Raw genomic sequence first — 12,026 nt, 5'->3', positions numbered from 1 at the left:
CTGATTCGGGTGTGCATAAAGCTTTGTAGATTGTTATTGATATTATTATATTATAAATAGAGGCAAGAGGTTGGGAGGACAGCTGGGAGGCATTGCCGCTTACGCGCTAAGCAGCGGCAAATGTTGGCTGATTTTGCCCACGAAGCACATAGCAGGCAAAAAGTTGGCAGACAACGATCTCCTCAACTATGACTTCCGCACGGCGGGCCAATCACGTACCCATCATGGCCACGTCATGCGTGATCTCGGCCTGAAGATCATCAGCGGCGCTTACCCGGAAAACACGATTCTGCCCGGCGATGCCGAACTCCTGGATCGGTTCGGTGTCTCGCGTACTGTTCTTCGTGAGGCGCTGAAAACGCTTGCTGCCAAGGGCCTCATTCAGCCGAAAGCCAAGATCGGCACGCGGGTGCGCGAGCGTTCGCACTGGAACCTGTTCGATCCCGACATCCTCGTCTGGCATTTCGAGGCAGGGGCAAGCGCCCATTTCCTTTCGAGCATCGTCGAGATGCGGCTGGCTCTGGAGCCGGAAGCGGCGGGCCTTGCTGCCTTGCGCCGCACCGAGGATCAGCTTGAAACGCTCTACCACTGGGTTGGCAGGATGGGCAGCGCGAGCGAATCCGCGGCCGATTTCGTCTACAGCGATCTGCAGTTTCACATCGCCATTGCCGAGGCCTCGGGAAACCCCTTCATGCGATCCATCAGTGCGCTGATTGAAGTCGCGCTTGTTACTACATTTACCATCAGTTCGCCGATCCCGAACTCCGAAAGTCACGTGCGTTCCGTCGCAAGGCACGCGGCAATCGCCGACGCCATCAAGGCCGGCGATGCGGAGGCGGCGAAAGAGGCTATGCGTGTGGTGATACGCGAAGGCGCCGAGCGCGTCGTCGCCGCAGGGCAGGGGACCGCCGGGTAGAGTCGGCGATCCGCATATTGCCCAGAGTCTAGAGAGCTTTGACTTTCACCTTGGACGGCTTTTCGATTTTGAGCGGGTTGCGAAGCGGCAAACCGAACGCCGGCGCTTCGATTTCGAAGATGTCGCCATTTTCTGCCTTCACACCATCGGCAAAAGAGAGCGTGGCCGTCCCGAACATATGCACATGAACGTCGCCGGGCTGGCGGAATACACTGTATTTGAAATGATGGTGTTCGAGATTGTCGATCGTGTGGGACATGTTGTCCTCGCCCGACAGGAACGGCTTCTCCCAGACGGTCCTGTTCTTGCGCAGTATGCGCGACGTTCCGCGGATATCAGCAGGCAGGTCGCCCACGATCAGCTCTGGACCGACAGAACAGGGCCGAAGTTTGGAATGAGCCAGATAAAGGTAGTTGACGCGCTCCATGACGTGATCGGAGAATTCGTTCGCGAGAGCAAATCCAATGCGAAACGGCGAACCGTCGGGGCCGATGACGTAGATACCAGCAATCTCCGGTTCCTCGCCCGCATCGTCAGCGAAGGCGGGCGACAGGAGTGGCTCGCCCGGTGCCGTCAGCATCGATCCGTTGCCCTTGTAGAACCATTCCGGCTGCACGCCGGTCTGGCCCTTCTTGGGCTTGCCGTTGTCGAGACCCATGCGGAACATCTTCATCGAATCGGTCAGCGTCTCTTCCTTGGCGTCGCCGATTTTGCGGTGCATTGCGTCGCGGGTCGCCGCGGAACCAAGATGCGTAAGGCCGGTACCTGTGAGGTGGATATGCGCCGAATCATGGGTATCGATCGGGGCAAGGAGGCGGTCCTCCCGATAGGCCGCTTCGACGTCTACCTTCTTGCCCAGGCCGCGGCTTTCGACAATTTCTGCGATATTGGTCTTGGCCTCGATGGCAGCATGAGCGAGTTCGAGCACAGACTTTGTGCGCTTTACGTGCCGGAACTCATCGCCAACACGTGCGGCAACCTGCCGCTTTCCATTGGCATTGATCAATTGAACCAGATTCAAGGCTTTCCTCCCGCATATTTGGGTATATGAATTATAGGTCCCACACATAAGCGGCCGAACCTTCTTCCAAAAATAATATAATAGTATTATATTGATGTAAACGGCTTGGCCGGCTAATGCGCCGAGCGTCGCCAGGGGGTCGCGACATTTTTTCGACACACGTAAAGGCCTATTTCAAAAGTAATACTTTTGCGATAAGTGTTGTGCGACCCCGCTCTGGGAGGAACTGGTTCGGTGCACAAAATCCAACGGCTGAGGCTCGGATTGCCGCATCGAATTTGATGGAAAACTGGGAGGAACAGACGTGAAAATCCTGAAACTATTTGCTGCAAGCCTGCTCGCATTGAGCGTGTTAGGCGCGCAAAGCTTTGCTGAGGACAAGGGCACTGTCGGCATTGCGATGCCAACGAAATCCTCGGCCCGCTGGATCGCCGATGGCGACAACATGGTCAAGACGCTGAAAGAGCGCGGCTACAATACCGATCTGCAGTATGCGGAAGACGATATTCCAAACCAGCTCGCCCAGATCGAGAACATGGTCACCAAGGGTGTCAAGGTTCTGGTCATCGCAGCGATCGACGGTACGACCCTATCGAATGTCCTTCAGCAGGCACATGATGCCGGCATCAAGGTCATCGCCTACGACCGATTGATCCGTGACAGCCCGAATGTCGACTACTATACCACGTTCGACAACTTCCAGGTTGGCGTGCTCCAGGCCTCGTCACTGGTGAAGGCACTTGGACTGCCGGACGCAGCCGGCCCGTTCAACATCGAACTCTTTGGCGGTTCGCCTGACGATAACAACGCCTTCTTCTTCTACAATGGCGCAATGTCCGTCCTGCAGCCGCTGATCGACAGCGGCAAGCTCGTCGTACAATCTGGCCAGATGGGCATGGACAAGGTCGGTACGCTTCGTTGGGACGGCGCCGTCGCCCAGGCACGCATGGACAACCTCCTCTCGGCCTACTACACCGACAAGAAGGTCAATGCCGTTCTGTCGCCCTATGACGGTCTGTCGATTGGTATTCTCTCGTCGCTGCGCGGCGTCGGCTACGGCACCAAGGATCAGCCATTCCCGTTCGTTTCCGGTCAGGATGCGGAAGTACCGTCGGTCAAGTCGATCATTGCCGGCGAGCAGTATTCGACGATCTTCAAGGACACGCGTGACCTTGCCAAGGTAACGTCCAACCTGATTGACGCCGTTCTGAAGGGCGACCAGCCGGAAATCAACGACACCAAGACGTACAACAACGGCGTCAAGGTCGTTCCGGCCTACCTGCTGAAGCCAGTCGAAGTCGACAAGTCCAACTGGAAGGAGATTCTCGTTGGATCCGGCTACTACAAGGAAGACCAGGTGAAGTAATCAACCGAACTGAAGCGAACCCTGCGCCTTACCGCGCGGGGTTTGTTTTCTTGACAAGTGGCTTTGGCGGAATCCGGTGGTAATGCACCGCAAAGCCCAATAAAAATGCAAAGGGAGCGATGCCGGACCAGCAGTCGCAAGGGCATCGATGAGGACCTTGATGGATACTATCCTCGAAATGCGCAACATCACCAAGACGTTTCCTGGTGTGAAAGCGCTCAACAATGTCAATCTCAATGTGCGCAAGGGTGAGATTCACGCGCTCGTCGGCGAGAACGGGGCCGGCAAATCGACCCTGATGAAAGTGCTGAGCGGCGTCTATCCGCATGGTAGCTACGAGGGCGAAATCCACTACAAGGGTGAAGAACAGCACTTTCGCGATATCGCCGACAGCGAGCGCAAGGGCATCATCATCATCCACCAGGAACTGGCTCTGGTTCCCTTGCTGTCGATTGCGGAGAACATTTTCCTCGGTAACGAACCTGCAAAATTCGGCATCATCGACTGGCATGTCGCAGAATCGCGTACCCGCGAACTCCTTGCTAAGGTCGGGCTCAAGGAAGATCCGCTGACGCTGATCACCAATCTCGGCGTCGGCAAGCAGCAGCTTGTCGAAATCGCCAAGGCGCTTTCCAAGGAGGTCGAGCTGCTCATTCTTGATGAGCCGACAGCGAGCCTCAACGAAAAGGACAGCGACGCGCTGCTTTCCCTCCTATTGGAATTCAAGGCGCACGGCATCTCCTCGATCCTGATTTCGCACAAACTCAATGAAGTCGGTAAGGTTGCCGATCGCATCACCGTCCTGCGCGACGGCGCGACGATCGAGACGCTCGACAAGAAGGACATTTCCGAGGACCGCATCGTAACCCTGATGGTCGGGCGCCAATTGGCGGATCGCTTTCCGACGCGGGACCCCAACATCGGCGAGGTGGTGTTCGAGGTGAAGGACTGGGTCGTTCACCACCACATCCATGGCGACCGAACCGTCGTCAACGGCATCAATCTCAATGTGCGTAAAGGCGAGGTCGTCGGCATTGCCGGGTTGATGGGCGCAGGGCGCACGGAGTTCGCCATGAGCGTCTTCGGCAAGGCCTACGGCCAGAAGATCAGCGGCGAGGTTTTCATCAAGGGCAAGAAGGTCGATGTCTCGACGATCGGCAAGGCGGTCGACAACGGCATTGCCTATGTCACGGAAGATCGCAAGACCTACGGGCTCAACCTGATCGACCATATCAAGCACAACACGACGATCGCCCATCTCGACGGCGTATCGAAGAATGGTGTCATCGACGACATGGCCGAACTGAAAGTGGCGAATGAATATCGCCGCAAAACGAATATCCGCTCGTCGAGCATTTATCAGAAGACGGGCAACCTTTCCGGCGGCAATCAGCAGAAGGTGGTTCTGTCGAAATGGCTCTTCGCCAATCCCGAACTTTTGATCCTGGACGAGCCGACGCGCGGTATCGATGTCGGCGCAAAATATGAGATATATTCAATCATCAACCAATTGGTAAGCGAAGGCAAAAGCGTCCTGATGATCTCGTCGGAAATGCCGGAGCTGCTTGGCGTCTGCGACCGGATCTATGTGATGAACCAGGGCAGGCTCGTCGGCGAAATGCCGGCCAGCGAAGCCAGCCAGGAAAAGATCATGCGCGCCATTATCCGTGCTGAAGGGAAAGCATCATGACTATCGAAACAGCAGCAACGCAGGGAAAGAAGGATTTCAAGACCGACGGATCGGCCGTGAAAGGCAATTTCCGCGAATACGGTCTGGTGCTCGCCCTGATCCTCATCATGATCTTCTTCCAGTTCACCACGAACGGAACGCTTTTCCGCCCGGTCAACCTGACGAATCTGGTGCTGCAGAACAGCTATATCATCATCATGGCACTGGGCATGCTGCTCGTCATTGTGGCAGGGCACATCGACCTTTCGGTCGGCTCGGTCTCGGGATTTGTCGGCGGGCTTGCCGCCGTGATGATGGTGCAGTGGCACATCCACTACATTCCCGCGACCATCCTTTGCCTGATCATGGGCGGCGCCATCGGCGCGGCGCAGGGCTATTGGGTCGCCTATCACAAGATCCCGTCATTCATCGTGACGCTCGCCGGCATGCTAGTCTTCAAGGGCCTTGCACTCTGGCTGCTCGGCGGCCAGTCGGTGGGACCATTCCCGCAGCAATTCCAGCTTTTAAGCTCGGGTTTCATTCCCGATGTTTTTGGCGGAACGACCTTCAACATAACCTCGATGCTCATCGGCATCGTCCTCGTGGCGCTCATGATCTATTTCAGCATTCGCGGACGCGCCAAGCGCGAGAAGCATGGCTATCAGGGTGAGCCCTTTGCGCTCTTCGTCGCCAAAAACCTGATCATTGCCGGTATCATCCTTTATCTGACCTATCTGCTCTCGTCCTATAAGGGGCTTCCCAACGTCCTCATCGTCATGTCGCTTTTGATCGCGCTCTTCGTGTTCGTGACCAAGCGCACGACCATCGGGCGGCGTATCTATGCCATGGGCGGCAACGAAAAGGCGGCGAAGCTTTCCGGGATCAAGACCGAGCGGCTAACGTTCTTCACCTTCGTCAACATGGGTGTGCTTGCGGCTCTCGCCGGACTGATTTTTGCGGCGCGGTTGAACACCGCAACGCCGAAGGCCGGCCTCGGCTTCGAACTCGACGTTATCGCGGCCGTGTTTATCGGCGGCGCTTCGGCGATGGGTGGTGTTGGCCAGGTCATGGGGGCGGTGATCGGCGCCTTCATCATGGGCGTCATGAACAACGGCATGTCGATCATGGGCGTCAATATCGATTGGCAGCAGGTGATCAAGGGACTGGTTCTCCTCGCAGCCGTGGTCTTCGACGTTTACAACAAGAACAAGGCATAGTCGCTTTTCTGAAAACAAGAGTCGACCGGGCGTGCAAGGGTGCGGCCGGTCGTTGATAGCTCCGGCATTGCCCCGCCGCATTTTGACTATTCGTCACGGGGGATGCATGAATGTGAACGATCCTGGCCAGGGAGGTGGCCATCGTGCACGTAAGATCTGATTTTCCCGACTTTGGACTGACCGAATCCGAACGGCGTGAAGCCGTGCTCGGCCATTATTACGAATATCCGGGCATGGATGGCGATCGCGGCGAAATCTGGTGCTACACCGACGCATGGTCCTATGAGCCGGGCGCACGGGTGACGCTTTTCGTCAGTTCGACGGCGCCGACCTTCGCTATAGAAATCTTCCGCGATGGTGCTTCGGTCGAGGTTGTCTTCGAAGCCGAGAATATCAGTGCTTATTGGCAGGAAACGCCGGATCAATGCTCGGTCGAAGGGTGCGGCTGGGAGGCGGCATTCGATTTCAATATAGGAACGGAGTGGCCGTCCGGTGCCTACCGGGTGCGATTGACCGCGGAGGGCCGCAAGGGCGCGCCCATCGCCTGCGACCATCTGTTTATCGTGCAGCCGGCGCCAGGGCGAAAGGCCGGCCGCATTCTCCAGGTCGCGGCCAGTGGAACATGGGCCGCCTATAACAGCTGGGGAGGCTCCAACCACTATCAGGGCATAACCGGCCCGGAACGTAATCAGTTTGCGCCGATCGTGAGCATGGAAAGACCGTTTGGGCGAGGCTTCGTGCGCCTGCCCGCGACAGCCCCGCGGGTGCCGCTCGAAATCACGCTTCCGCCTGCGACGGTGCCCCGCTATCCGCACATGGAGTGGGCCTATGCCAACGGCTATTCCAAGAAATATGCCTCGGCGGGGTGGGCCAGCTATGACAGCCACTTTTTTCGCTGGGCGGAGAGTGCAGGCTATGGCATCGATCTTGTCACCCAGCACGAACTGCATTTTTCCCCCGATCTGATCGGTTTCTATGACTGTGTCGTCTTCGTCGGCCATGACGAGTACTGGACCTGGGAGATGCGCGATGCGGTTGACGACTATGTCGATCGCGGCGGCCGTGTCGCCCGCTTTGCCGGTAACTTCATGTGGCAGACCCGCCTCGAGAACGCCGGCAAGCGTCAGGTCTGCTATAAATATCGCGCCCGCGCCGAAGACCCCTTCTATCACGCGGGCGATATTCGCCGCGTCACCAATTCATGGGAGGCGAAGGAAATCGGCCGCCCGGGCGCCGAGACCTTCGGCCTCAATGCCACGTATGGACTTTATGCCGGCTGGGGCGGCTGCGCACCGCGGGGCGCGCGCGGCTTTCCGATCTACCGGCCGGAGCATTGGGCTTTCGCGGGGACGGGCATCTATTATGGCGACGTCCTCGGTGCAGATAGTCACATTTTCGGCTACGAGGTTGATGGCCTCGACTACGTGATCCGTCGCGGGCTGCCGGAGCCGACCGGCGAAGGCAACCCGCCGGAAGGGTTGAAGATTCTTGGCCTTGGTCTCTCCTCGCTCAAGGAGGAAAGCGCAGATATCCCTGCGGACACCCAGTTCCTCGGCGACGAGGATGCGCTCTTCGTTGCCAATGTCCTTGCCGGCAATCATGGCGACGCTGCCGTAGAGCGCTACAAGCGCGGCGCTGGCATGATCGTAAACTTTCCACGCGGCAAGGGCGAGGTCTTCCACGCCGGAACCTGCGAGTGGGTTTCAGGGCTCTTGCGCCGCGATCCAATGGTCGAACGTGTCACTGCCAACGTCCTCGACCGCTACCTTCAACGATAACAACGGAATAACGATGTCCAGCCAACCCATGCCGAAGATCACGCTTGCACCGCGCGCCGCCTCGCACCTCTTCTACCAAAGCCGCCTGCGGCGTCCGCTCGTCGACCGGGCCGAGGGTATTTACCTGTGGGATCAGGCGGGCAACCGCTATATCGACGGTTCGAGCGGCGCCATGGTGGTGAATATCGGCCACGGCAATCGCCATGTCATCGAGACGATGAAGAAGCAGCTCGACAAGGTCACGTTCGCGTATCGGCTGCATTTCGAGAACGAGCCCGCCGAAGATCTCGCGCGCCGTATCTCGACCTATATGCCGGCTGGCATGGACAAGGTTTTCTTCGTCTCGGGTGGTTCGGAGGCAGTCGAATCCTGCCTGAAGTTCGCCCGGCAGTACGCGCTGGCGATCGGCCAAAGCCGGCGCTGGAAGGTCATATCGCGCTTCCCCTCATATCACGGCGGCACGCTCGGTGCGCTTGCGGTTACCGGCTATGCGGCGCTCACCGATCCATTCCGGTCGATGATGAAGGAAATGCCCAGCATTCCGGCGCCCACCGCCTATCTCGACCGCGATAATTTCTCGATGGAGGAACGCGGCCTGCGCTACGCCGACAAGCTCGAAGAAGCGATCCTCGCAGAAGGGCCGGAGGAAGTCCTTGCGTTCATCATGGAGCCGATCGGCGGCGCATCAACCGGCGCGCTCGTTGCGCCCGACAGCTATTACCGCCGGATTCGCGAGATTTGCGACCGCTACGGCGTGCTTTTGATCCATGACGAAGTCATGAGCGGCGTCGGCCGCACCGGCAAGTTCCTTGGCGGCGACCACTGGAATTGCCGGCCGGACCTCATCGCCCTGTCGAAGGGTTTCGGCTCTGGATATAGCCCGCTCGGCGCCATGGTCGCACCCTCTCGCATGGTCCAGCCGGTGCTTGACAATGGCGGCTTCCAGCATGGCTATACCTATGCCGGAAATCCGCTGGCCTGCGCTGCCGGAGGCGCGGTTCTTGACGAGATCGAGCGGCATGATCTCGTCGGCAATGCCGCCGCCATGGGCGAATTTCTCAAGGCTGAGCTCGTTGCGCTGGCCGCCCGCTATCCGTTCATCGGCGATGTGCGCGGCAAGGGCTTGCTTCTTGCTGCGGAATTCGTCTCCGACAAATCGACGATGCGGCCATTGCCGAAGGAGAAGAACGCCTTCCAGCGCGTAGTCGATATCGCATATGACAAGGGCCTCATCATATATTCGCGGCGTACGCGCGGCGGAGTCGAGGGCGATCATTTCCTGGTATGTCCGCCGATGATCATTACCCGCGAAGAGATCGCGGAAATCGCAAATATGCTCGACGATACGCTGCGCCAGCTCGCAAGCGAACTCGATCTTCCCGTCAACGGTTGAGGGCGATATGGCGAGGAAAAAAGTCATCATCACATGCGCGGTCACCGGTTCGGTTCATACGCCGACAATGAGCCCGTATCTTCCCGTCACGCCGGACGAGATCGCTACGCAGGCCATCGATGCGGCGGAGGCGGGCGCTTCGATCCTGCATCTGCATGCGCGCGATCCGCAAAACGGCCGCCCCTCAGCCGATTCGGCCGTGTTCATGCAATTCCTGCCGCGTATCAAGCAGGCCTGCGATGCGGTCATCAATATCTCGACCGGCGGCAGCTCGGTGATGACGCTCGACGACCGCCTCGCTGCGGCGCTTCGGGCCGAACCGGAGATGTGTTCGCTCAATATGGGCTCGATGAATTTCGGGCTTTTTCCTGCCCTTGACCGCTACACAGCGTGGCAGCACGAATGGGAGCCGCAACTCCTCGAAGCGACGCGCAGCACCATCTTCAAGAACACGTTCGCCGACATGGAGGATATTTTGAAGCGGCTCGGCGAGGGCTGTGGCACGCGCTTCGAGTTCGAATGCTACGATGTCGGCCATCTCTATACACTTGCCCATTTCCGTGATCGCGGGCTTGTCGCGGGACCGCTCTTCATCCAGTTCGTGTTCGGGGTTCTTGGCGGCATCGGGGCTGATCCTGAAAATCTTACTCATATGAAGCGTATTGCCGACAAGCTCTTCGGCGACAGCTACGATTTCTCGGTGCTGGCAGCGGGTAGACACCAGATGCCGATGATTTCGATGGCCGCGGCGATGGGTGGTAATGTGCGGGTAGGCCTCGAGGACAGCCTCATGCTCGGGCGCGGCGAACTTGCTCGGTCCAATGCGGATCAGGTGCGGCGCATCAGGACAGTTCTCGATGCCCTGTCGCTCGATGTGGCAACGCCAGCCGAGGCGCGCAGCATGCTCGCCTTGAAGGGCGGCGACAGGGTGGCCTTCTGATGGCTCCCGTTTCCATTCGCCTCGCCGAGGCGAGCGACGTGCAGCTCTTGCATCATGCGATTGTTGCGATGGCACGGGGCATGGGGTCTGAAGCGCGGGTGACGAGTTCGCCGGAGGATCTCGCGCGCTACGGTTTCGGTGACAAGCCTGCCTTCGAAACGCTCATCGCCGAGATTGGCGGCGCCTTTGCCGGCATGTGCCTGTACTTTCGAAGTTTCTCAACCTGGCGCGGCCGGCCCGGCATCTTTGTCCAGGACATTTACGTCGAGCCTGCCTTTCGCGGCAGCAGGGTCGGGGAGCGCCTGCTCAAGGCGGCTGCCGCCCGCGCCCGCGAAAACGGTGCCGCTTACTTGCGGCTTTCCGTGGATACGGCCAATCTCGGCGCCCAGAATTTCTATGGCCGCCTTGGCATAGAGTGGTCGCAAGCAGAACATATCCACGCCATTTATGGCGACGCCTTTGTCGCATTGGCGGAACATGAGATCGACGAGGAGGGGCGATGAAAACGTTCTATGCGGAAGAGCAGCGGCGTCACGACCCGAAGGGCTTCCTTTCGAGCGGCGCACCGCAGCCCAATCCGGAAAAACCCGAACGTATCGATCGCCTGCTTGCCGGCGCGCGGGCCGCAGGTTGCAGCATTCATCACCCGTCCGATCATGGCCTCGCCCCGATCGCAGCGGTGCATTCGCCGGAATATCTCGAGTTCCTGCAAAACATCCATCGGCGCTGGCAGTTGATCCCGGGCGGCTCGCACGAAGTCATTCCGAATATTCACCCGATCAATCGCTCCGGCAGCTATCCAGCCTCGGCGGTTGGCCAGGCCGGCTACCACATGGCCGATACGTCCTGCCCGATTTCCGCGGAGACCTTCGAGAGTGCCTGCTGGAGCGCCTGGAGCGCGGTCGAGGCAGCCGCAACGGTCATGTCGGGTGAACCAGCCGCCTATGCCCTCTGCCGGCCGCCCGGTCATCACGCCTTCGCCGACGTTGCCGGCGGGTTCTGCTTCATCAACAATTCCGCCGTCGCCGCGCAAGCGCTGCGCAAGCATGCTGATCGCGTGGCTATTCTTGACGTGGATCTGCACCACGGCAACGGAACGCAAGGGATTTTCTATGGCCGAGCCGACATCCTGACCGTGTCGATCCATGCCGATCCGGTGCGCTTCTATCCATTCTTCTGGGGCTATGCGGACGAGCGCGGCGAGGGGGCAGGGATCGGCTATAATTACAACCTGCCGCTCGCACGCAAATCCGGCGACGATATATTTCTGGAAGCTCTCGACTCCGCATGCCGTCGCATCGAGGCCTTTGCACCGCAGGCGCTTGTCGTCGCGCTTGGCCTTGATGCCTTCGAGGGCGATCCCTTCGGTGGGCTTTCGGTATCCACCGCGGGATTCGCACGAATTGCCGAACGCATTGCGGCCTTGCGCCGGCCTTCCGTCATCGTTCAGGAGGGCGGCTACCTATGCGATGCGCTTTCCGACAATCTCACCTCGTTCCTGACGGGCTTTGGTTCGATGCGCTGAGGCGGCCGGATGTTTGGTTAAGAATGCGTTGTCGGCAGGCATGAAATTGCGCTTATCCACAGCGTTGGTTGGTGGTTGGAAAAAGTTTGGAGAAATTGAAAAAGGCGTGTTGACAGTTTTGTTGGGTGGGGTCTATATACCGGCACAACGAGGGCGGGGCGCCGCTGGCGGTTGCTGAATGCGCCCTAAGGTTTGCAGGAT

General features: G+C 58.8%; 10 protein-coding genes. 9 read left to right on the top strand and 1 reads right to left on the bottom strand.

Annotated features, from left to right (window positions below; translation table 11 throughout):
• Positions 1-163: 163 nt before the first annotated feature.
• Positions 164-916, top strand: a complete 753-nt coding sequence (locus tag BLR72_RS20905; RefSeq protein ID WP_036815018.1) for a FadR/GntR family transcriptional regulator — start codon at positions 164-166, stop codon at positions 914-916.
• A 28-nt stretch (positions 917-944) separates the two neighbouring features.
• Here BLR72_RS20905 and araD1 read toward each other — a convergent pair whose 3' ends face one another.
• Complete coding sequence (gene araD1 / locus BLR72_RS20900; RefSeq protein WP_091951703.1) at positions 945-1,937, bottom strand: AraD1 family protein; 993 nt, start codon at positions 1,935-1,937, stop codon at positions 945-947.
• Between the two features lie 304 nt (positions 1,938-2,241).
• On the opposite strand from araD1, the gene chvE reads away from it, so the two are divergent.
• The 8 genes from chvE to BLR72_RS20860 all read left to right on the top strand — a co-directional run bounded on the left by chvE (position 2,242) and on the right by BLR72_RS20860 (position 11,825).
• Positions 2,242-3,303 carry a multiple monosaccharide ABC transporter substrate-binding protein gene (gene chvE / locus BLR72_RS20895; RefSeq protein ID WP_027232829.1) on the top strand — a complete coding sequence of 354 codons (1,062 nt, stop codon included), beginning with the start codon at positions 2,242-2,244 and terminating at the stop codon, positions 3,301-3,303.
• A 157-nt stretch (positions 3,304-3,460) separates the two neighbouring features.
• Entirely contained in the window at positions 3,461-4,993 is a 1,533-nt protein-coding gene (gene mmsA, locus BLR72_RS20890; RefSeq protein WP_027232828.1) for a multiple monosaccharide ABC transporter ATP-binding protein, read from the top strand.
• The gene (gene mmsB / locus BLR72_RS20885) at positions 4,990-6,189 is read left to right on the top strand and encodes a multiple monosaccharide ABC transporter permease (RefSeq protein ID WP_027232827.1); all 1,200 of its coding nucleotides are present in this window, start codon (positions 4,990-4,992) and stop codon (positions 6,187-6,189) included. Before mmsA ends, mmsB begins: the two co-directional genes overlap by 4 nt.
• A gap of 134 nt (positions 6,190-6,323) precedes the next feature.
• Positions 6,324-7,967, top strand: coding sequence for a N,N-dimethylformamidase beta subunit family domain-containing protein (locus BLR72_RS20880; protein WP_175492427.1), 1,644 nt, complete (start codon positions 6,324-6,326; stop codon positions 7,965-7,967).
• A 13-nt stretch (positions 7,968-7,980) separates the two neighbouring features.
• The gene (locus tag BLR72_RS20875) at positions 7,981-9,360 is read left to right on the top strand and encodes an aminotransferase family protein (RefSeq protein WP_244506786.1); all 1,380 of its coding nucleotides are present in this window, start codon (positions 7,981-7,983) and stop codon (positions 9,358-9,360) included.
• A gap of 7 nt (positions 9,361-9,367) precedes the next feature.
• The gene (locus BLR72_RS20870) at positions 9,368-10,300 is read left to right on the top strand and encodes a 3,5-dioxohexanoate:acetyl-CoA acetone transferase (RefSeq protein WP_091951701.1); all 933 of its coding nucleotides are present in this window, start codon (positions 9,368-9,370) and stop codon (positions 10,298-10,300) included.
• On the top strand, positions 10,300-10,803 hold the full coding sequence (locus BLR72_RS20865) for a GNAT family N-acetyltransferase (protein WP_091951699.1): 504 nt from the start codon (positions 10,300-10,302) through the stop codon (positions 10,801-10,803). The genes BLR72_RS20870 and BLR72_RS20865 overlap by 1 nt, the downstream gene beginning before the upstream one ends.
• Complete coding sequence (locus BLR72_RS20860; protein ID WP_091951697.1) at positions 10,800-11,825, top strand: histone deacetylase family protein; 1,026 nt, start codon at positions 10,800-10,802, stop codon at positions 11,823-11,825. The genes BLR72_RS20865 and BLR72_RS20860 overlap by 4 nt, the downstream gene beginning before the upstream one ends.
• The last annotated feature ends 201 nt before the right edge of the window (positions 11,826-12,026 follow it).

This window comes from Phyllobacterium sp. YR620, from assembly GCF_900104165.1.
GTDB classification, from domain to species: Bacteria; Pseudomonadota; Alphaproteobacteria; order Rhizobiales; family Rhizobiaceae; genus Phyllobacterium; species Phyllobacterium pellucidum.
The sequence above is the reverse complement of the archived record's forward strand: the minus strand, read 5'-3'. Positions and strand labels throughout refer to the sequence as shown.